This is a genomic window from Bacillus sp. UNC41MFS5, from assembly GCF_000686805.1.
This window is the reverse complement of record NZ_JMLP01000011.1, coordinates 319,005-341,691: the sequence shown is the minus strand read 5'-3', so window position 1 is coordinate 341,691 and position 22,687 is coordinate 319,005. Positions and strand designations below refer to the sequence as shown.

The 22,687-nt window shown below is 40.6% G+C and carries 17 protein-coding genes; 11 read left to right on the top strand and 6 right to left on the bottom strand.

From position 1 onward, the window contains the following. The first annotated feature begins 19 nt into the window (after positions 1-19). The 3 genes from BR30_RS0106485 (at position 20) to BR30_RS0106475 (ending at position 2,936) form a co-directional block, all read left to right on the top strand. On the top strand, positions 20-592 hold the full coding sequence (locus tag BR30_RS0106485) for a chromate transporter (RefSeq protein ID WP_026564309.1): 573 nt from the start codon (positions 20-22) through the stop codon (positions 590-592). After that, complete coding sequence (locus tag BR30_RS0106480; protein WP_026564308.1) at positions 592-1,119, top strand: chromate transporter; 528 nt, start codon at positions 592-594, stop codon at positions 1,117-1,119. Before BR30_RS0106485 ends, BR30_RS0106480 begins: the two co-directional genes overlap by 1 nt. Positions 1,120-1,673: 554 nt before the next feature. Next, positions 1,674-2,936 (top strand): MFS transporter, encoded by a 1,263-nt coding sequence (locus tag BR30_RS0106475; protein WP_026564307.1) that lies wholly within the window; start codon positions 1,674-1,676, stop codon positions 2,934-2,936. 258 nt (positions 2,937-3,194) lie between these two features. Here the strand turns inward: BR30_RS0106475 and BR30_RS0106470 are convergent, their stop codons facing one another. Both BR30_RS0106470 and BR30_RS0106465 read right to left on the bottom strand, forming a co-directional pair. After that, positions 3,195-4,619, bottom strand: coding sequence for an aldehyde dehydrogenase family protein (locus tag BR30_RS0106470; RefSeq protein ID WP_231507638.1), 1,425 nt, complete (start codon positions 4,617-4,619; stop codon positions 3,195-3,197). Positions 4,620-4,670: 51 nt separating this feature from the next. Then, a complete protein-coding gene (locus BR30_RS0106465) occupies positions 4,671-6,017 on the bottom strand; it encodes an aminotransferase family protein (protein ID WP_026564305.1) in 1,347 nt (448 codons plus the stop codon). A 255-nt stretch (positions 6,018-6,272) separates the two neighbouring features. On the opposite strand from BR30_RS0106465, the gene BR30_RS0106460 reads away from it, so the two are divergent. Both BR30_RS0106460 and BR30_RS37275 read left to right on the top strand, forming a co-directional pair. Next, positions 6,273-7,658 carry a sigma-54 interaction domain-containing protein gene (locus tag BR30_RS0106460; RefSeq protein ID WP_026564304.1) on the top strand — a complete coding sequence of 462 codons (1,386 nt, stop codon included), beginning with the start codon at positions 6,273-6,275 and terminating at the stop codon, positions 7,656-7,658. 83 nt (positions 7,659-7,741) lie between these two features. Beyond that, a complete protein-coding gene (locus BR30_RS37275) occupies positions 7,742-7,915 on the top strand; it encodes a hypothetical protein (RefSeq protein ID WP_197032294.1) in 174 nt (57 codons plus the stop codon). Between the two features lie 291 nt (positions 7,916-8,206). Here BR30_RS37275 and mngB read toward each other — a convergent pair whose 3' ends face one another. From mngB to BR30_RS0106440, 3 genes are all read right to left on the bottom strand, one after another. Further along, complete coding sequence (gene mngB, locus BR30_RS0106450) at positions 8,207-10,816, bottom strand: mannosylglycerate hydrolase (RefSeq protein ID WP_035445108.1); 2,610 nt, start codon at positions 10,814-10,816, stop codon at positions 8,207-8,209. Between the two features lie 221 nt (positions 10,817-11,037). Then, positions 11,038-12,984, bottom strand: coding sequence for a PTS 2-O-a-mannosyl-D-glycerate transporter subunit IIABC (mngA, locus tag BR30_RS0106445; protein ID WP_026564302.1), 1,947 nt, complete (start codon positions 12,982-12,984; stop codon positions 11,038-11,040). A 141-nt stretch (positions 12,985-13,125) separates the two neighbouring features. Beyond that, positions 13,126-13,854: a MurR/RpiR family transcriptional regulator gene (locus BR30_RS0106440; protein WP_026564301.1), complete on the bottom strand. Its 729-nt coding sequence runs from the start codon at positions 13,852-13,854 to the stop codon at positions 13,126-13,128. 188 nt (positions 13,855-14,042) lie between these two features. Here BR30_RS0106440 and BR30_RS0106435 point away from each other — a divergent pair, with 188 nt between their 5' ends. Then, positions 14,043-15,191: a glycerate kinase family protein gene (locus tag BR30_RS0106435; protein ID WP_026564300.1), complete on the top strand. Its 1,149-nt coding sequence runs from the start codon at positions 14,043-14,045 to the stop codon at positions 15,189-15,191. A 140-nt stretch (positions 15,192-15,331) separates the two neighbouring features. On the opposite strand, the gene BR30_RS0106430 is transcribed toward BR30_RS0106435, so the two are convergent. After that, positions 15,332-16,705, bottom strand: a complete 1,374-nt coding sequence (locus BR30_RS0106430) for a sigma-54 interaction domain-containing protein (RefSeq protein WP_026564299.1) — start codon at positions 16,703-16,705, stop codon at positions 15,332-15,334. Between the two features lie 286 nt (positions 16,706-16,991). Here BR30_RS0106430 and BR30_RS0106425 point away from each other — a divergent pair, with 286 nt between their 5' ends. From BR30_RS0106425 to BR30_RS0106405, 5 genes are all read left to right on the top strand, one after another. After that, positions 16,992-18,074 (top strand): aromatic ring-hydroxylating oxygenase subunit alpha, encoded by a 1,083-nt coding sequence (locus tag BR30_RS0106425; protein WP_026564298.1) that lies wholly within the window; start codon positions 16,992-16,994, stop codon positions 18,072-18,074. Then, entirely contained in the window at positions 18,067-19,518 is a 1,452-nt protein-coding gene (locus tag BR30_RS0106420; RefSeq protein WP_026564297.1) for an aldehyde dehydrogenase family protein, read from the top strand. Before BR30_RS0106425 ends, BR30_RS0106420 begins: the two co-directional genes overlap by 8 nt. A gap of 18 nt (positions 19,519-19,536) precedes the next feature. Continuing rightward, the gene (locus tag BR30_RS0106415; RefSeq protein ID WP_026564296.1) at positions 19,537-20,628 is read left to right on the top strand and encodes a tartrate dehydrogenase; all 1,092 of its coding nucleotides are present in this window, start codon (positions 19,537-19,539) and stop codon (positions 20,626-20,628) included. A 228-nt stretch (positions 20,629-20,856) separates the two neighbouring features. Then, positions 20,857-21,045, top strand: coding sequence for a DUF3311 domain-containing protein (locus BR30_RS0106410; protein WP_026564295.1), 189 nt, complete (start codon positions 20,857-20,859; stop codon positions 21,043-21,045). Beyond that, positions 21,042-22,508: a sodium:solute symporter family protein gene (locus BR30_RS0106405; RefSeq protein WP_026564294.1), complete on the top strand. Its 1,467-nt coding sequence runs from the start codon at positions 21,042-21,044 to the stop codon at positions 22,506-22,508. Before BR30_RS0106410 ends, BR30_RS0106405 begins: the two co-directional genes overlap by 4 nt. The last annotated feature ends 179 nt before the right edge of the window (positions 22,509-22,687 follow it).

Here is a 22,687-nt window from a genome sequence, read left to right as displayed (position 1 = left end):
AAAATAAAGGATTGATTCTATGAAACAACTAGACATTTTTATCGCATTTTTTCGCAGCAGCATGCTTGGATATGGCGGGGGACCAACAACGATTCCACTCGTTCAAAAAGAGGTAGTAGAACGGTTTAATTGGATGAACAATGAGGAATTTGGTGATGTGTTAGCGATTGGCAATACGTTGCCCGGTCCTATCGCAACAAAGATGGCGGGATATATCGGATTTCGCATTGGTGGCGTACTAGGAATGATAAATGCCATCTTTGCTACCATTTTACCTACTATCATTTTAATGATTATAATGCTCAGTACATTAATTGTGTTCAAAGATTTGAAATGGGTTCAAGGCATGACAAAGGCAGTTGTACCGGTAGTAGCAGTGATGCTTGGAGTCTTAACTTGGGAATTCGTACAGAGTTCAATTAAAGGACTCAAGTGGTTTTTTACCACATTGCACATCATTGTCGCACTAGTACTGATCGAATACTTCGGTATTCATCCTGGATTTTTAATAGGAGCTCTTTTAGTAATTGCTGTAGTGAAACCTACCAATACGTCTGAGAAAAAGAAAATGCATAAGGGACTATCAGCATGATCATTTATTTGTATATCTTTTGGGTCTTTTTCATCACTAATATTTTAGGATATGGCGGAGGACCAGCAACCATCCCTCTCATTCAAAAAGAAGTAGTAGAGCACTATAAATGGATGACAACGCAAGAATTTAATGAAGCTTTAGCGATGGGGAACGCTCTGCCCGGTCCGATTGCAACAAAGATGGCAGGCTACATCGGATTTCAAGAGGGAGGATTCCTTGGCTCATTCCTGGCAGTAATTGCAACCGTTACTCCGTCTCTTATACTCATGCTTACTCTAATGGGTATTCTGTATAAATTTAGAACGTCTCCGCAAGTTAAACGCATGACACTATACGTCAAACCGACAATTGCGGTACTTCTTGGAGTGATGGCATTTCAATCATTCTATGAATCTTACTTTCAAATAGGAATAGGACAAATTCTATTTTTAGGAATAGGCAGTTATTTATTAATGCAAAAAATGAAAGTACACCCTGGATTAGTAGTATTTGCTTCACTCCTATACGGTGCATTCAATTTGTAGTGTAAACACTAGGTAGGGTCTCTATTTAGAGGCTCTACAGATTACACAATAGGGTGCTCAAAAAATTATATATCCGTAACTTATACCATCACTAGAGTACTTTTGCCGGAATGAAAGGAGGGAGAATTCTTGAGACAGAATTACAAATGGAGATGGAAACAGTTACTTCCTCCATATTACGATTCAAGTTATCCATAGTAGGACCAGGATTAACTTTGGACAAGCAACCTAAATTGCCTCGAACTCAGGAAACCCCTATCTTATCATCATTGTGGCTCGAATCCAAGAAAAGATCGGTTTGCTCTCGGGTATTAAAGAAAATGTATGATTTATAGTAGTGGACAATTGCGTTTTATTATTCTTTAATTCATATAGGAGTATTACGTTGTTTATTTTTTAAATTTTCAAAATTAAAGCGCTTTCTTTAATGGATTTAAGCTCAAAATTTCAGCCATATTGATTTAATTATAATGTCTATTTGTGCTTCCTTTTCTAAGTAGATTAATGGAGAGTACCTATATCATTTTATTATCAAAAAAGGATGTGTTTTCTGTATGAAATTAAAATGGGTTGTTATAGCTTTTTTGTCCGTTCTTTACTTGATTAACTTTACCGATAAGGCGATTTTAGGGTACGCAGCTATACCTATTATGGAAGATTTGGATCTTAACTATAGTCAATGGGGTATCGTTGGAAGCAGCTTTTTTTGGTTGTTTTCAATTATGGGGATTGTTGGAGCTGCATTGTCAGATCGAATTGGAACAGGCAGAATGCTCGCTTTCATGGCGATTGGTTTGACAATCGTACAGTTTGGAACATTAGCAATTTACGGATTGCCAATGCTCATATTGTGTCGTGTCCTTCTAGGTGCTATTGAAGGACCATTTCATGCAACTGCTATTAGCCATATAAGCAAACATTTCAATGCTGAACAGCGAGGCCTTGCGATTTCCATTATGAATACAGGGAGCATGGTCGCTAAATTGATGGTTCCTCTTCTCATTTACATGATTGGAATTTATGGTTGGCGAATGGTTTTAGTTTTTTTAGGTGTATTAAGTCTGGTTTGGGCAGTATTATGGCTATTTACTTTTAAAGGGGAAAAAGGGAGAAATATAGTGAAGGCTGAATCTACCTTAGTTCCCGAGAAAGTGAAATGGTCAGAGATCTATCCACTTTTTCTATCTTCTACTTTTATCTTTACTTGCCTTGCTCTATTCATGTCTTACTGGATACTTACCTGGTCGTTTGTATGGATGCCGACCTATCTTGTTAAAATTGTGCATTTAACACAAACACAGATGGGTTATGCAGTTATGTTCATAGGCCTTGGTTCTGCTCTTGGTGGTGTACTTATCTCATTTATCTCAGATCGGTTACTTAAAAAAACAAAAAATATTCGAACATCCCGTGTGCTTGTTGCAGGAACATCTTTAATGTTAGCAGCTCTAAGTTTTTATTCTACAACATTTGTCCAAAGTGCATTTGGAGCAATTATTGCCCTGTTTTTGGGAATGGCGTTTGTAAATGGTATGTTTCCACTTGCACCCCAGATTGTGAATCACTTACTTCCTGAACGAAGAGGATTAATGTCAGGTGTTTTGCTAGGGCTTGCAAACTTGTCAGGCATTATTGGTCCAGCTGTAATTGGTTTTGTTGTTCAATCTGCAGGCGATAACATTAGGATCGGATTTAATTACTCTGTCATCATGTCTGCCACTTTATTATTAATTGCCAGTCTTGCTTTCTGCATTTTTACAAAACCTGATAAACAGGTTAAGAATATACCATTATCACCAAAAGTTGCGAATTTATAGATTTATAAAAGATATGGAATCAATTTAGAGGAAACAGGGAATCTATGTTTCTAGCGAGTGCTTTTTGCACCCGAACCGTATACATCGTTGAAGGAACATCTGCTTGGGTGAAAGCAGATGTTCCTTTTTTTTAAGTGTTCTATTGAGCTCTGTGTCATGCCAAATAGCACCGGTACGTTCCGGTGCTATTTGATCCAGCAAAGAAAGTTTCAGTTTCCAAACGATTTGATTTATCATTCATTTTTATAAGTTTAAAAGTTATTTATTTTGATTAAATACTACTAATTTAAGTTCCGTCATTTCCTCAATGGCGTACTTTACACCTTCTCGGCCAATTCCACTTTCTTTTACTCCCCCATATGGCATATGATCCAGACGGAATGTAGGTATATCGTTTACTATAACGCCACCTACGTGCAACTTTTGCGAGGCCACTAAAGCCGTATGGATGTTCTCCGTGTAAATTCCTGCTTGCAATCCGTAGCGAGAATCATTGACAAGCTCTATTGCTTGATCAACAGATGAGATTTTATTGATTAAAACGATAGGGGCAAACACTTCTTGGCAAGAGACTTTTTGGGACGGATCCACATCCAATAAAACAGTGGGATGCAAAATATTCCCTTCCGCTTTACCTCCTGTGGCAACTATTGCCCCTTGCTGCTTCGCTTCCTCAATCCATTCGAGGGATCGTTGGATCTCTCGGGGACTGATTAATGCCGAAACTTCTGTCATCGAATCTAGAGGATCTCCAAGTTTTAGCTTCTGAGTCGCTGCGACGAATTTTTCTACAAATAGTTCATAATGTTCTTCATGAACATAAACCCTCTGTAAGGAGATACAAACTTGCCCTTGAAAAGCAAATGCTCCAGATACACAACGTGGAATGATTTTGTCAATATCAACGCCTTTGTCGACAATGACCGCAGCGTTAGAACCCAATTCAAGTGTGACCCTCTTTAAACCGGCTTTATTCCGAATACCAATGCCTACGGCAGGACTTCCGGTAAATGATATCTTTTGAACTCTTTCATCTGTAACAAGCTTTTCACCTATCAATGTCCCGCTTCCTGTTATAACATTGAATGCTCCTGCAGGTAATCCAGCTTCTTGGATTAACTCAGCAAGAAAGAATGAAGACAATGGTGTTTGTCCTGCCGGTTTTAATATAACGGTATTACCTGACGCAAGTGCAGGTCCTACTTTATGTGCTACTAGGTTCATAGGAAAGTTAAAAGGTGTAATAGCCGCAATTACTCCTATTGGTTCCCTTACGGTATAGCCAACTCTTCCTTCTCCTCCTGGGGCAGCATCTAACGGTATAGTTTCTCCATGTATCCGTTTTGCTTCTTCTGCAGCAAATTTATATGTTTGAATCGTGCGAGCAACTTCCCCTTTTGCAGTAGAAAGGGGTTTAGCTGCCTCCCGAGCAATTATTTCTGCCGCTTCATCTGATCTTTGTTCTAATAGATTTGCAAGATTCTCTAAAATCCTTGCGCGCTGGTAACTTGGCATACCAGCCATTGTTTTTCTAGCTTCATATGCAGCAGAGAGCGCCATTTCTACTTCATCAAGAGTTGCTGCAGGAACTTCTGCAATCACCTCTCCATTGTAGGGAGATAATAAAGGAGTATAAGTTTTTGCCTCTACCCACTCTCCATTAATAAATAAGTTTTTTTTCATCATTAATCTCCTCACCTTACAATTATTTATGTTATTGACTCATTTATGTCTTTAAGTGGTTACATAGTTTGCTATAACATCTGCTTCGATAACACGGATGGAATTGTTTAGAATCTCAATCATTTTCGTGATCTCGTCTTTATTAATAGTTAACGGAGGAGCAAATACTACTATATCTTGATCATCCAAGACGACTGATCTACAAATAAGCCCTTGATTTGCAGCTTCCTTAACAATTGCAGGAGATAGAGGCGCAGCGTAACGTTCTTTTATGTGTAAATCTTGGACAATTTCAAAACCTGCCATCAATCCAAGTCCTTTTACTTTACCGACGATTTTTCGCTCTTGTTGGATTTGGTGAAGCCCTTTTAGCAGTTCCTGACCCATGGCTTCAGCATTTTCTATTAAACGTTCCTGTTCAATAATGTCCAAATTTTTTAATGCAACCGCACAGGCCATTGGATGCCCGCTATACGTGTATCCGTGCAACAAAGTGCCAGATGAAAGCTCCGTTAATTCCTGGTGGATCTTTTCTGAAATCATGACCCCTCCAAGTTGAGCATATCCACTTGTAACACCTTTGGCAAAGCACATCATATCAGGGGCAACACCGTAATGATCCATTCCAAAGTACTTTCCTGTTCGGCCAAATCCAGTTATCACTTCATCTGTAATAAATAAAACACCATATTCGTCGCAAATTTCCCGTACTTCCTTAAAATAATTTTCAGGAACTACATGAATGCCCCCCGCTCCTTGTACAGGTTCTGCAATAAAAGCTGCAATCGTTTCAGGACCTTCTGCTACAATCAATTCACGTAAAGATTTTGAGGAAAAGTTGTCTACGTATAGAAAATCAGGAGCCAGTGAGTTCGTGAAATCCCGGAAAGCTTTCAACCCAGTCGCACTTGTTGCCCCCATGGAGACTCCGTGATAGGATTTCGTTCTTGAAATAATCTTTTTCCTTCCTGGCTGCCCTTTTAGAATCCAGTAATGGCGGGCAAGTTTATAAGCTGTATCATTAGACTCCGAACCGCCAGAAGTGAAGAAGGTGGCACTTAAATCTCCAGGAGCGATTTGAGCAAGTTTTGCGGCCAATCGAATGGCAGGCTCGTTGCTATATGTAGCAAAACATGAAGTGAACCCCAGTTTTGACATCTGCTCCATCGCCGCTTTTCCTAATTCTTCACGACCATGCCCTACGTTTACATTCCAGAGAGATGACATACCATCAATGACTTTTTTTCCTGTTACATCTTGAAGATAGACTCCCTTTCCTTCCTTAAAGATAAAAGCGGGTCCCTGTTCTTGTTGCTGTTTAAGTGGGGAAGTTGGATGGATAAAATGTTTTTTATCTAAATCTCTTAATTCCTGGATTGAATTTTCAGTTTGTGTCATCATGAACACCCTTTCGTTTTGAACAAATGTCTGAAAAAAATGAGACTTATCATCTTCAATATAAATTAAGCAAGATTCGTGCCAACGGATATTTCAGGTAAAGACGACATTTTTTAGCAATCTTTTTGAAATATTGATTTAAAATTAAATCAAATTCTCGATTTTTAATTTAATTTTTGATTATTTACTCTTTTTTGATTTATATTTTAATCAACATCGATAAACATAAAAGGGGGTTACGTATTGGATGATAGAATGCTAGAGATGGAATTAAATAAAATTATCGAAACCTCGAATAATAACATAACCATTACAGACGAAGAAGGAATCATTTTAAGATCTAATCCAGAACATTGGGCTATTTATGGTATGAAACCTGATACATACATTGGTACATCGGTTTATCAATTAGAAAAAGAAGGGCTTCTTGCTCCATCTATCAATGCAATCGTTTTAAAGGAAAAAAAATTCACTCGGATTATGCAGCATACAAAAACAGGCCATGTTGTCATGTCAACCGGCTATCCGATTTTCAATCAAGAAGGTCGCCTGGTTAGAGCGATTAGCTATAGTCAGGATCAAACCGAAATATGGAAATTGCAAGAAGAATACGAACTATTACAACGCAAAGTAAAGGGCTATCAGACAGAGGTTGAGGATTTAAGAGAAAAGGAAATTGATCATCATTCGATTATCGCTAAAAGTAATCAAACTCAGCAAATTTTAAAAACTATTCATAATGTTGCTAAAACCGATGCCACGATTCTTTTATTAGGACCATCTGGCGTAGGGAAAAGTACGTTTGCACGAACTCTTCATAATAAAAGCAATCGAAATAAAGAGCCTTTTATTGAGGTGAATTGCAGTACGATTCCAGAAAGTTTGTTTGAATCAGAGATATTTGGCTATGAACCAGGATCTTTTACAGGGGCAAATAAACAAGGTAGACAGGGACTGATTGAGCAAGCCGACAGTGGTACTCTTTTTTTAGATGAAATCGGCGAACTTCCCCTAGCCATGCAAGCCAAATTATTGAAAGTGCTACAAGAAAAAAGTATTAAACGCATCGGTGGAAAAAAAGAAAGACTTATTAACTTCCGGCTAATCGCCGCAACAAATCAGGATTTAGAGAAGATGGTAGGTGAGGGGAAGTTTAGATTAGACTTGTTTTATCGTTTGAATGTGGTCCCCATCCAAATTCCGTCTTTACATGAACGTAAAGAAGATATACCTATTTTAATTCAACATTATTTAAAGAAAACCAATGATAAATACCAGACAATAAAGAAATTCCATTCCTCGACTTTTGAAGTAATGACTCATTATGAATGGCCTGGAAATATACGCGAATTAGAAAATTTAATTGAACGGCTAATTCTGACCATTGAAGAACCCACTATATATCCCAGCCACCTTCCCCTAGCCATCACAGGGGAACAGACAGAAGTTTCCTCTTCCATGGCAATCGAAAAGGAAGTAAATGGGACACACGATCTAAAGAAGGCTTTAGAAAAGGTTGAGATGCAACTGATTGCACAAGCATACAAACAGTGTAAAACCACATACGAAATGGCAGATTATTTGGGGATTAGTCAACCTTCAGTCATTTATAAATTAAAGAAATATAAGGAGCATTTTTGAATCATTACCCTATGTTTTAGGTTTTATTTTGTTAGCTAAAGGGAAAGATGGTAAGGATAACTTGGAAAGGGAGGAATGAAAAAATGGATGTTCCATTCACATCAAAGGAAGTCATTACTCAGATCCAGAACTTACAGGACCAAGGTAATTCTCTACGTAAAAAAGAGGTAAAGCAACTTTATCCTGATTTAATGCGGAGTGCTTTGTATTACTACCCAAGTTGGCAACATGCCTTAGAAGAAAGTCAAGTAGGATAGCATATCTAAAAAGAAATACCAGTAGAAGAAGTAACGGATGAAGAAATTCAAGCCCATTATGATCAATCAGCCAAGCAAGGAAGTGCCGGAGGTCAGAAACTTCCAAAGCTTGAAGAAGTAAAACCGCAAATTAAGCAACAACTTGAACAACAACAACAAAAACAGCTCACTAAACTAGTAGAAGAGCTTAAGAAAAATGATGAAATTGACATTAATATCTAATGATTTCAAAACCGTTAAAGAAAAAAGCCTATCCTTTTAATTACTATAGAAGGAATAGGCTTTTTTCGTTTAGAATAATACTGTTTTTACTTGGTTTCGTTTTAGCGGAACATGAAATTGATTATTGTCCAATGTTAATGGCGCTATTGCTTTTTCGTTCAAGTTTCCTTCTGTTGCATGGTCAACGGAACGATTCAGTGTAAACGACCCTTGCGCTTCTGCTTCTCTCGGATTGAAGAAGCGGAGAACGAAGCGATCTTCTTTTTCAGCTTTTTTCAGTGTGCTCAAAACAGTAGTCGGGCTAGTTTCTTTTAGGAAGCTAAAGGTTAATGGCGTTTTGACACCAGATGAATTTAGCTTCATTGCATTATACGGAATCTTATTATAGGTTTGGATTGGTGTAGTAAATTCCCTTGCCATTCTTCCGATGTTTGCTTGGGTCGTTGAGCCTTTATGTGTTGTAATCGCAAAATCCAGTTTGAGTTTCCCGATCATTTGGGAATCAGGTGTCGGAAGTTTAATTCCTGATGGACGACCTGGTCTTCTGAGCATTTCCTCTTTTCCTAAAAAGCCAACGCTGCGGAAAAGGGTAATCGCGATCGTATCATCATTCTCTCCGATAATTTCATACTCCCGTGTGCTGTTCGTTAATACGCTGATCCCATGCTCCTCGTCAGTTAGGCCGACGAAGGAAAGCATTGGATAAATCGAATCTGGACGCTCGTCCCAATTTTCTTTTTCCCAGTATTCCATCGCCGAATCATAGACATCGCGTTTAATAAATCCGAATTGATTGTCCGATACCGAGAAGGAAGCGGCGATACCAGTAGGAATCAAGGCACGAAGACGATGGTCGTTTGCTTGATTGTCTATTTCAGCATCCACTTTAATGATTGGCTGGTGATTTGGAATCGTTACCTTCCAATGAACATCGACAAAACGGTCCACTTTATTCATTTTTCGATGTTCTAAATCACCAGGGACCTCAAGTTTTAACTGAATGTCAATTTGGGCTTCGTAATGGTTTTGGGCGATTTTTATTTCGGCTTGTGCGTTATCGCTATAAATAAGTTTTTCATCTGGTAGAGGTGAGAAGTCGTATTCGTCTCCGTCATCTCCGCCGTTTTCGAGCAGCAGCACATGGTTGAACTCTTTTTGGAGCTGCTTATCGTATATGTTTAGTGTGCCGTTTAGATTTACGGAAACCTTGTAAAATTCCGTTTCTACCGTTTCTTTTTCCACCAGTGAATTAGTAATATTAGTCTCGGCGCCAACGACAAAGTATGTTTTATAGCCCATCGCTGGAATCGAATCTTTTAATTGAATCGTATATTGGAAAAATGGATCATAGTTTCCGTAGTGAACGATTTGACGGTCAATTAATCCAGGATCCAGGATTTCTTTTTTCAACACCTCAAAAGGAATGGTGTTTCCGTCAGCATCCTCGAGTGTAAAGGAATTCAGTTTTGAAATGACGGTAGTGGTCACCACATCCTGCCGGTCATAAGGCAGTAGGTTAAAGGCTGTTAAGCGATCTTCTTTACGGTCCGTGTCAATCGAATCCGTGATTTTACGCTTGTAAAATTCGATTAGCTGATCCGTCTTTTCCTCCGCTAGGAAGAAGCGGTTCATGATTTCACGATGAACTTTATCGGAGCAGCAGCAACCGATACTGTCATGGGCATGGTTTTTCATGATTTCTTTCCAAATTAACTGGATTAACCCGTGATGGTATTCGAAGCCTAAGGAATAAGCAATCGAAGCTAATGGTTCTAGGATGTTCGTGATTTTATTTTCAATTCGTGTGTTCGCTGCTTTAATATCCATTCGAGTCGAATAGATACTTCTGTGCACACGCATGTATTTACCATCTAAAAATTCACCTTGAAGCGTTGGCAGGGATTGATTCTTTTCGAGTTCTTCAAATACATTTTCATATTTGCTTAAGAAAAATTCACGGTCTGGATATAGGTTTTGCAACTTTTCCATTATGGTAAAGATATTTTTTTGGATTGGCATTTGATCGTGACCGTTCGGGAGAATAATGTTTTCCGTTGTGGCGCCGCGGTCAAGAATCGTAAAATATTTATCGATCCGTTCTTTTAGTTTTTCCTCATCCTCAGGGAGATATTTTCCGATGGCATAACCAAGCGGGAATAGCTGTACTAATACTTTGCTGCCATCATCACTTTCCCAGTAGAATTCGGTTTTATCCGTACCATGGCGCTCAGAAGTACCGCGCCAGAAAATGGAGTACTTAATGTCAAATCCATTTAAGATTTGCGGCATTTGCGAAGTTTGACCGAAGGAGTCGGGCAGATAGCCAATCATCATCGGCTGTCCAAATTCTGCTGTATCGTTTAATCCATACAGTAGGTTGCGGACGATGGATTCCCCGCCGACTACCATTTCATCTGTTTGGGTGTACCATGGTCCGATAATGAGCTTTCCTTCTTGAACAAGCTTTTTCACGCGCTCTCTATTCTCAGGTTTTACCGCAAAATAGTCTTCTAGGATTGAGGTTTGACCATCTAATACATAGTAAGGATAATCTGAGTTGTTCTCGAGCATTTCCATTATTTCTTCCATATTATTAACAAGTAAAATTCGAGATTCTTCTGTTGAAAAGTACCACTCTCTGTCCCAATGCATATGGGGTACGATATGAACCTTTTTCATGATGTCCTCCAAATGTCAATGGTACCTAGGGAGTTTGTCTCTAGGTACCATATGTTTTTTTATTTAACTAATCTGTTTATAAATCAATTCCACGGGTTTTAGCGATTATTCCGCGAGCTTTTGAATTAATTCCGCGTATAGTAATGTTTATTCCGATTGATTTTATAATAATCCCGTGGAGGTCACATTTAATTCCGCGAAGTTCACAATTGATAACCCTATTAAGCTGCTTTTTTTGTTGCAGCTACTTCTTTATTTTCTTTTTTTAATTTCATTTTTCTTGTAGCGATTAATAGAACCATTGAAATTGCCGCTCCGATTAGGGCTGCTCCCAGCCAAACGCTTGCTGCTAGTAACATTGGTTGTCCTTGTAATAACGCTAACGAGAAGATGCCGGCGCCAGGAACATTTAAGCCGATATTAAAGTAGGCAACAATTGCACCTGTAACGGCTGAACCGGCGATTAGTGATGGAATCACGCGTAATGGGTCGTTAATCATGAACGGGATAGCCCCTTCGGTGATACCCGCTAAGCCAAGTAGCCAAGTTTGCTTTCCAACCTCTTGTTCTTGTTTAGTAAAATACTGTTTTCCAATAATTGTTGCACCTGTAACTGAGAATGCAGAAACCATTTTTACAGAAGCAAAAGTCGCGTAAGGGATAAAGTTTCCGCTCGCCATGGCACCGATACAGAAGGTGTAGGCCGCTTTGTTGACTGGTCCCCCTAAGTCGAATGAAACCATCGCACCAAGAATCGCACCTAAAATAATGGCATTGGTACCAGACAGACTGCCAAGCCATGTGATTAAGCCTTGGTTGATCATGGCAAGTGGTTTACCGATGACGAATAGCATGATTGATCCGACGACAAGTGTTCCGACAACTGGATATACCCAGAAGCTGATAAATCCGGCGAATGTACCTTTTGGCTGGATTTTTTTCTTTAAGAATTTTAAGAAGAAACCAGCTAAGAAACCACCAAGCATACCGCCAAGGAATCCAGAGCCAATCAAGTTAGCAGCAACACCGGCCGCGAAACCAGGTCCAAGCGCTGGTTTATCCGCGATTGAGTAGGCCATATAAGCCGCTAAAATTGGAACCATCAACTGGCCAAGAAGTCCCCCGCCAAGCTGTCTTAATAACCAAAGCCAGGAACCTTCTTTCGCATACACATCCTGAAGGTCAAACGCTTGCGAGATTAGAACTGCCACCGCTAATGTCATACCGCCGGCCACAATGACCGGGATAATATAAGAAATACCTGTTAAGATCGAGTCTTTGATTTCAGTTTTAAATGATTTTTCGCCGCCCTCTTCATTGGAAGAATCAGTGGTTTGTGACGGATTGTACTGTTTTTTCTGAGTCGCTTCCGCCTTTTCTAGTGCTTGCTGAATTAAGTTTGTCGCATTTCTTAATGGAGTCGCGACAGATGTTTTTATCTTTGGCAGGTGGGCAAAACGTTCTTCGTTTTTAACGGCCACGTCATTGGCAAAAATAATTGCATCTGCTTTTTTCAAAAGGGCTGTTGTGTGGCGGTCCTCAATGCCGTTTGCCCCTTGCTTTTCAACAAAAATGTCAACACCTAGTTCTTTTCCGGCTTTCATGAGTGCTTCTGCCGCCATATAGGTGTGGGCAATTCCTGCCGGACAAGCGGTAATCGCTAGGATTGTTTTGTTCAATTTTTTTGCTGCTGCTTTTTCTTCTGCGGCTTCTGTTTTATCTAATTGGTTGAATAATTCTGTATTAGTACTTGCTTGTAAAAGTCTGTTTTTGTAGTCTTCGTTAGATAATCTTTTTACAAATTCCGAAAGCAATGCTAGATGAGTTGAACCCGCTTCATTCTCTGGAATCGCAAGCAGGATTACCAGCTGGACTTGATTGTTTGGGTCGATGCTTTCCCAGTCAGTTACCGGATTTTTAAGGGTGGCGATTGCAAATGCCGCTTCCTTGACGGCAGTTGACTTTCCGTGTGGAATTGCAAGTCCGCCTTCAAAGCCTGTTGGAGAAAGCTTTTCTCTATCTAAAACTGATTGAAGAAATTCTTGTTGTGAATGTAATTTACCAGCTTCACCTAGCTGCTTAACTAAGTACTGAATGACTTCTTGCTTAGAGCCAAAGGTCTTTCCAGTACTGATTAGGCTTGGTGAGGTAAGTGCTTGGAGTTGCATAACGTTTACCTCCTTATTTTCGTGAAAGTGTTTTCATTTCATGGGTCTATCGTAGCAAAAAAAAAATAAGAAGATCGATTCTTCTTATTTTTACACACTGGATTCTAATTTAAGCGGTTTCACGTGTATATGTACACATTTTTAAAAATGGTCCCAATAAAATTGAGATAATGTCTGCAATACAACCATAACTGGGGTTCGGTCGGTTACGTTATAGCCGTTCTTTTCTTTTTTAGGTGCATAGCAGTATAAATTAACATTGGCTGCTTCTTGAAGTGAATTCCGAGTAAAGTGGGTTAATGAAATAATCGGTATTTCTCTTTGTTGTGCTTTTTCAGCCATTTCAAGGATTTGAGGGGTTTCACCCGATAGGCTGATTAAAAAGAGAACGTCCTGTTTATTCATTTGTTCAAGCATGTGAATCATTTCATGGCGATGAATATAGTGCTCGGACGATTTTCCAACCACACGTAAATTCCGGACCATGATTTCACAGTAATCAGCTGTGTCACCAACCCCAAACCATAAGACATGCTTAGCATCATAAATCATTTTCGCTGCCGCTTCGATTCGTTCCATATCAATGAGCTCGAAGGTCTTTTGGATATAATAATAGGAACTATCCTGGGCGGGGGCTTTGGCAGATTCGAGTTCTTCCTTAATACTATTTTTCAGGTGCGAGAACCCATCATAGTCCAGCTTTTTAGAGAGTCTTGTAATCGTGTTTGGAACAGTAAATAGGCTTGCGGCTAAGCTTTGGATCGATTGGCTTACGAAGTCCTCTTTGTTTAATAAGATATATTCAATAATTTGGTCGTCCGTATCATTTAACTTATATTCAAACTTATGTATACGCTCTTCAAATTGCATATTTATTCACCTCAGTTGGTTTATTATAGCAAAAAGGAAGGGGTTTCACTACTGGGTGGCGTTCAAAGAGGGGGATTGAAAGTTGGGTTGGGAAGTCCGCAAATTCGGTGCTTTTCGCAAGGTGGAGGCGACAATCCGCAAATAAGGCGGGTATCCAAGAGTAATGAATAAACTGGGAGGAGTCAAACATGAATATTTTAATAGCGATGGATTCCTTAAAGGGAAGTCTTTCATCGAGAGAAGCCAATATGGCTATTAAAGAAGGTTTTTTACAGGCAAATTCGGATTTCAACATTCAGACCGTGCCGGTTGCTGATGGCGGGGAAGGGACAGTTGAAGCGCTCGTTCATGCGACAAATGGACGCTTCGTGGACACCACGGTGACCGGACCACTGGGCAAACCAGTTAAGGCGAGATACGGTATTTTAGGAAATCAGGTGACAGCTGTCATTGAGATTGCGGAAGCCTGTGGGCTGCCTTTATTGAAGAAGGAAGAGCGCAATCCTCTTTTCACCACAACCTTTGGTGTCGGAGAGATGATTTTAGAAGCACTTAATATTGGCTGCCGTGATTTTATAATTGGTCTTGGCGGAAGTGCTACCAATGATGCAGGAGTTGGAATGCTTCAAGCACTAGGATACCAATTTTTCAATCAGGAAGGTTTAGAAGTTGGCCATGGGGGGGCTGAGCTGAAGAATATTACCAAAATTGTTGCGAGTTCTGTACCTGAAAAGGTGAGGATGGCGAAGTTTCGGGTTGCTTGTGATGTCAATAATCCTCTCTATGGAGAAAATGGTGCTGCCTACATTTATGGACCTCAAAAAGGGGCGACTCCTGAAAGGGTAAGGGAATTGGATGCTGGCCTTCAACATTTTGCTGACGTGGTCTATAAGCAGTTATGCCATGAGCTCCAACATATTTCTGGTGCAGGTGCAGCTGGTGGTTTAGGTGCAGCTTTTGCAGGATTTTTGGAGGCAGAGTTAGAATCAGGTGTTCAGCTAATTCTTGAACAGGCTCAATTGGAGAGCAAGCTACAGGAAGTAAGCCTCGTCATCACAGGTGAGGGCAAGCTTGATGGACAAACCTCCATGGGAAAAGCGCCTGCGGGTGTGGCTCTAATGGCGAGAAAGCATGCAGTTCCAGTTATTGCACTTGCTGGTGATATATCAGAAGGCAATTCCTCCTTATATGAGTCAGGGATTACCGCTTATTTTACCATCGTGAACGGACCGGTTGATTTAGAAGTGGCGATGGACCCAGATGTAACACGGGAAAATCTAAAGACCACCGCGGAGCAGATAGGAAGGGTCTTAAGTCGCCTTCCATTGCAAATCTAACTTTATCTCAAAAATTATTTATCTAGGTAAATGCCTTGGTGAGAATAACCTCTCCCAGGGCATTTTTATTGGATTTCTCCAGTCATAAAATGTTTACTTCTGGCTCCCAAAATACGCCAATCTAACAAAGTCCAAGACGTTCAGTTATTCATTAAATCCTCGCAGTACTCCCGGATTAGTTTCGATGCTTTCGTCTGGCTTATATCAAGGTCTATTGCGACTTTCCTAGACGATTTGTGAGTTTGATAAGCTCTTCTGATTAAAAATCGCTTAGTTTCGTCAATCGCTTTATCGAGTGAAGTGGGGAGGGCGAGCTGGGTGACTTGTTCAACGTTGTCGGTGATCATATCCGGCAAGTCGGCTACCTGGATGATTGAGTCGCTAATGACGACTAACCGTTCAATCAAGTTTTCGAGCTGGCGCACATTTCCCGGCCACGAATAATGGATTAATAGATTCAAGCATTCTTCCGAGATGACTTTGTTGTCCTGGTATTTTTTATTGAATTGGTGTAAAAAGTTGTACGTGAGCGGAATGATATCTTCTTTGCGCTCACGTAGCGGCGGCAGGTGGATGTCGATCACATTCAGCCGGTAGAATAAATCTTCCCGGAATCTTTTGTCATTGACCATTTCAATTAGGTCCCGGTTTGTTGCGGCGATGATACGGATATCGACTTTTTTCATTTCGCTGCTGCCGATGGGAATGAACTGTTTATCCTGGATGACTTGTAAAAGCTTTGCCTGCAGGGCGAGTGGCATTTCCCCAATTTCATCCAGAAAAACTGTACCGCCGTTCGCAGCTTCAATCAATCCCGGTTTTCCGGTTTTGTTTGCGCCAGTAAATGCCCCTTTTGAATAGCCAAATAGTTCCGATTCGAGCAGCTCTTCCGGAATGGCCGCACAGTTAATCGTCAGGAACGCGCCGCTTTTCCGCTTGCTGATCCGGTGGATGTACTGGGCGAGTACGCCTTTTCCTGTTCCTGATTCTCCCTGAATTAAAATCGTGGAATCTGTAGGCGCCACTTTTTCGCAAAAGGCTAGGATTCGGTTGATTTTGCTGCTATTCGTAATGAACTGGCCCGCTTTATCTTCCGTTTGAGTTGTTATTGACTCATCACTCATTCCACTTGCTTTTCCCATTTTATATGTCTGCAATTCGGTCGATGTGATGACGACTAGTTCGATTTCACCCTCGTCATTTAAGATTGGAATCGCCGACGTCATCAGTTCAGCCCCGATATACGTCTGCTGCCTCATGTAGCAAGGCTTTTTTCTTTTATACACTTCCGGCACAATGGATGGTTTCCAGTAGCCTTTTTCAAATAACTCAACATTATATTTGCCGATCACATCACTCGGCTTCAGCCCATAATGGCGCTCACAGACCTGGTTCACATATAGAATCCGCTTTTCGCCGTCGAGTACGAAAATTTCATCTTTGGAATGATCGAGAATTTTTAAAAGAGTTTGTAACGTCATCTCAATATTGCCTGTTGCATCAGGACTTTTCATAGCATGATCCTCTCTTTTCTAAAGGTGATGAGTTAATTTTGACAAAAATGTGACCATATTGAGTTAATTATAACTCAATATGAAAGCGTTTTTAATAAAAATCAAAATTTTTTGTGTGTTTGCACTGTTTTGAAAAGTTGGCACGATAATTGCAATAAATAAAATTGTTAGGAAGCAAGGTAAACACGTTGTTAATGTTGTTAATCGTTGTACTATTTTTAATCTTTAATAAGGGTCTTTGCTAGCAAGTACTTAATAATCAATTATTTATGAAGGAGAATGAATTATGGCTTATAACAAAGTAGAAAATGCAACAAATCGGACATTTGATAGAACATTGACTTATGACAAATACACAGATCCGAAGGTTCTTGAAAAAGAAATGGATCTTGTTTTCTCTAAATCTTGGCAGCTTGTGGGGCATGTCAGTCAGTTAGAAAAAGTAGGTGCCTTCTTTACCACTGAAGTAGCGAATGAACCGATTATCGTGACTCGTGGCCAGGATGAAGTCATCCGCGCTTTTTATAACGTCTGCCCGCACCGTGCGACAAAACTTGAAAAAAGTGAATCAGGTAAGAAGAAAATTTTACAATGCGCATACCATGGCTGGACATTTAAGTTAGATGGGCAATTAAACAAAGCACCTAACTTTAAAGGGGAAGATGCAGCTTGTGTACAAGACGCTTGTCTACGCTCAGTCCGGATGGAAATCTTGGAATCTTTAATCTTTGTTAACTTGGACGATAACGCGAAGCCGCTTAGTGAATCTTATGGCGATTTCTTCGACCGCTTGAGTAAATATCCGTTTTTAAGCGAGTTAAAAAGAACAAACCAAACATCACGGGTGATTAAAGCGAACTGGAAAGCGTTTATTGACAATTATTTAGAGTGTGACCACTGTCATGTCGCCCATCCAAGCTTCGTTGCAGCCCTTGACATGGATGATTATCAAATCATTACCTGTGAAAATTATTCACTTCAAGGATCGATTGTTAAACCGGATAAAAATTATGGAACAGTCGATTTAAATCAGGCGGAAATGCAAGGCGGTTCTTTCTTCTGGCTGTGGCCGAACCTAATGTTGACCATTTATCCGGGTCCTGGCAATATGGCGACGATTCAATTGGTACCGATTGATCATGAAACAACTTTGATTCTTTATACTTATTATTTCCGTGATGAGAATTTGACTCAGGAAGAAAAAGACTTAGTTGCTTTTGCTGAACAAGTTCGCCTTGAGGATGTGGAACTTGTCGAGTTAGAACAAATTGGTTTCCGCTCTCGTGCATTTAACAAAGGTAGATATTCTTCTTCAGAAAAAGCAATTGTACAATTTCATGAAATGGTATTGGAGGCCCTCAATGAGTAATTTAGCGAATGAAGTAAAAGCGACAAAGCAGTTTCTGATGATCAATGGAGAAAAAGTAGAAACAGCCAATTATGCTTCTTTATATTCACCGTATTCCGGAGAAGAAATCGCTCAAATTGCGATGGCGGATAAACATCTGACAGTACAGGCAATTACAGCGGCCTACGAAGCACGCGAAAGTATGGCGAAAATGCCGGCGTATCGGCGGGCGGAGATTTTAGAAAACGTGGTGGCGCTTTTAAAAGAGAAGGCGGTCGAAGCGGCTGAAGTCATTTCTCGTGAATCATCCAAACCAATCATGTTCGCGAAAGCGGAAGTGGCGAGGACAATTGAAACGTATAAGTTTGCAGCAGAAGAGGCAAAAAGAATTCACGGAGAAACGATTCCCTTTGACGCAGCTGCAGGGGGCGTCGGCCGAATTGGTTATACGTTAAGAGAGCCAATTGGGGTCATTGGGGCGATTACCCCATTTAACTTCCCGATGAACCTTGTTGCTCATAAAGTCGGGCCGGCGATTGCGGCTGGCAATACGATTGTATTGAAGCCAGCATCCCAGACGCCTCTGTCTGCCCTCTTTATCGCGGGAATTTTTGAAGAAGCCGGTCTTCCGGCGGGTGCTTTGAATGTAGTAACTGGTCCTGGCGGCACTGTCGGGGACGCGATTGTAGAAGACGACCGCGTAAGCATGGTTACATTCACAGGTAGCCCGAGCGTCGGCATCGGCATTCGGAACAAGGCAGGCTTGAAAAAGACGACGCTTGAACTAGGTTCAAACGCCGCCTTAATTATTGATAAGGATATTGACATCGATTCGATTATTGACCGCTGCATCATGGGCGCTTTCTCTAACCAAGGGCAAGTATGTATTTCCTTGCAGCGTGTGTATGCCCATGAAGAAGTATATGAAGAATTTGTTGCGAAGTTCACTGAAGCAGCGAAGAAGTTGAAAATCGGTGACCCGTTTGATCCAGATACGTATATTTCAGCTTTAATCTCTAAAGGGGAAGCAGAACGTGTGCTGGGCTGGATCGAAGAATCGAAAGGCAGCGATGCGAGGATAGCAGCGGGCGGCAAACTGCAGGATGGCGTTCTTGAGCCAACCATTATTACCGATGCGGACCATTCATTAAAAATTTCTTGTCAGGAAGCCTTTGCTCCAGTTGTCGTTGTTAACAAAGTGCGTTCAGTTGAAGAGGCGATTGAGCAAGTGAATGATTCTCGCTTCGGATTACAGGCCGGAATTTACACAAACAATGTGAAAACTGCTTTGAAGGCGTCACAGGAATTGCATGTGGGCGGGGTCATGATTAATGACGTGCCGACCTATCGTGTTGACCAAATGCCATACGGTGGTGTAAAAGAAAGTGGGACAGGCCGTGAAGGAATAAAATACGCTGTGGAAGAAATGACTGAACTGAAATTGGTCGTTTGGAACCAGGGCTAAAAAACGAGGGAGATCATTGTGAAGCAATATAAAATAGCAGTTATCGCAGGAGACGGCATTGGCCCTGAAGTCATTAATGAAGGGATCAAAGTATTAAACAAAGTGGCAGAACTTGATTCGGGTTTTCAATTTGATTTCACTTACTTTCCATGGGGCTGCGAATTTTACGCAGAAAATGGAAAAATGATGGATGATGATGGTATCGAGCAGCTGAAAGAGTTTGATGCGATTTATTTGGGAGCGGTCGGGTTTCCTGGCGTCCCGGACCATATTTCTCTGTGGGACCTATTGTTAAAGATCCGAAAAAGCTTCGATCAGTATGTGAATATTCGGCCTGTAACCCTGTTAAAAGGGGCGCACTTACCGCTTGTCGACGTGAAACGCGAGGACATCGATATGCTATTCATTCGTGAAAATACTGAAGGTGAATATTCAGGTGCAGGCGACTGGCTGTTTAAAGGGCAGGAACACGAAGTCGTTATGCAAAACGGTGTCTTTTCCCGTAAAGGCACGGAGCGAATCATTCGATACGCGTTTGAAACGGCGAAAAAAGAAGGCAGGTCGCTGACGAGCATTTCTAAAGCAAACGCCCTGAATTACTCGATGGTTTTTTGGGATCAGGTATTTGAAGAAGTGAGCGCAGATTATCCGGAAGTTAAAACTGCAACTTACCTTGTCGATGCGGCGGCGATGCTGATGATTAAAGATCCAAAACGCTTTGAAGTCGTTGTAACTTCGAACTTGTTCGGCGATATTTTAACGGATTTGGGAGCTGCAATTGCTGGAGGGATCGGACTCGCTGCTGGAGCGAATATCAATCCGGAAAGAAACTTTCCGTCTATGTTTGAGCCGATTCACGGATCTGCTCCTGATATTGCTGGACAGCAGATTGCCAATCCGCTTGCTTCTATTTGGTCCGCAAGCCAGATGCTCGACTTTTTCGGCTATGAAGCATACGGAAAACTCGTGTTGGATGCAATCGAACAACTTCTGGTAGAAAATGAGGTTTTGACACCGGATATGAATGGCACCTCTTCTACAGCCGATGTAGGAAACCGTGTCGTAGACTTGATAAAATCTTTCGTTGATTCCCAGAAGGTGAAATGCTGATAGACTGATAGATTCATCTACGGTATTATGTATTGCATAAAAGGTCTCAAACGGCCTTTTATGTAATACCCATTATATTTTTGCTTTTAAAATGTAAAGCGTTTTCAAATTTGATGCTAAAATCACTTGTTTTTTAATAGTCTATACTCTACTCTATTAGAATTCGGAATAAGCAAAGTGTGTGAAGTCTGAAAATTCATACTAATTTTCGTGAGGGGGAATTTTTGAGTGAAAGTTTTAATTTGGATCCTTGCAATAATTCCTATCATTGGTGCGTTCACGGTCGTAAACCGGATCGAGCCTTATATATTTGGGTTACCCTTCATTGTTTTTTGGGCGACTGCCTGGCTAGTTTTAACTTCAGTATTTTTATTGATTACTAATATTTTATTAGATAGACAGGAGGAAACTAAATGATTAGCCCTATCATCATTCTCTTAGGTACTTTTCTTCTGGCTTTCTATTTAGGGATTCGTGCCCGCAAAGGACAACAACTCGAAGAATGGGCTGTAGGTGGCCGTAATTTTGGTCCAATCGTCATGTTTGTGTTAATGGCCGGTGAAATTTTTACAACGTATGTATTTCTCGGAGGAACAGGCGGAACCTACCGAATGGGAGGCCCCATCATCTATATCTTTAACGCCTTCTGTTATATTGTGCCGTTCTGGATTTTGCCTCCGATTTGGCGTTATGCCAAAAAGCATCGAGTGATCACTCAATCGGACTTTTTTGCAAAGAAGTATGACAGTAAACCACTCGGGTTATTAGTTGCCATCGTCGGGGTCGTTTCGATGATTCCTTATATCGTTTTACAGTTAAAAGGTCTTAAAATCATTGTATCAGAGGCTTCTTATGGTGCAATTTCACCGAATTTAGCTGTGTGTATTGGGGTAGTAGCCGTCACAATCTTTGTGTCATTGTCCGGTATTCACGGTTCAGCCTCAACAGCCATTTTAAAAGACATTCTCCTTCTCGGTGTTATTCTATTTTTAGGTTTCTATTTACCGTTTCATTATTATGGTGGAATTAAGCCGATGTTTGAAACATTGGATGCGGCAAAGCCGGAGTTCTTATTAATGCCTGACGAAGGCTTAAGTATATCCTGGTATATTTCAACCTGTTTAACGATCGGATTAGGACAATATATGTGGCCTCAATGTTTCGGTGCCAGTTTATCATCGAAAAATGAAAGAACATTGCGACAGAATGCAGCTATTTTACCGCTGTACCAAATCATATTGGTATTCATTTTATTCATTGGCTTCACGGCCCTTTTACAAATTCCAAATTTACAAGGAGCAGATACAGATTTATCTCTCTTTAAAATCGCTAAAGCAACATTCGATCCTTGGGTGGTCGGAGTCATAGGAGCCGCTGGTATCTTAACAGCATTGGTCCCGTGTTCGATGTTATTACTAACGGCAGCGACGATCTTAACGAAAAATATTTATAAGTCGATTAAACCGAATACCACCGACGAGCAAATTGGACGCTATACACGTATGTGTGTCCCTATCGTGGCTCTAATCGCCTTATTTTTCACTTTTTTCGGCGGAAACAGTATAATTGCCTTACTAATCATGGCTTACAGCTTTGTGCTGCAATTATTCCCACCACTGTTTTTAAGTTTATGGAAGAAAAACCCTGTTACTAAAACAGGTGCAGCTGCAGGGATTATATCCGGTGTCATCATGGTTGCTTATGTAACACTAACCAGTTCGACAATGGCGACGTTCTTTCCGAAAGCCCCTTCGTATATAAAAGATCTCGATGTCGGTATAGCGGCACTTGTCATTAACATTGTTTTCATGTTCGCGGTCAGTGCTATTAGTAGAACATCAGTAAAGGTAGAAAGAGAGATTGATACAAAAGCAGTATAAGTTTAGTTGAAAAAACTAATATGATCTCTAACTAACCTACAAAGGCTTGTTCTTTGTAGGTTTTTCTTAATGGATAGATTTAGAACCATTCGGGAGCAAGAATTGAATAAAAAAAGAGCACATTTATACATGACCTAATTTTTAAGGATAGTAAAATCCTCCGATCTAAAAGAATTTTC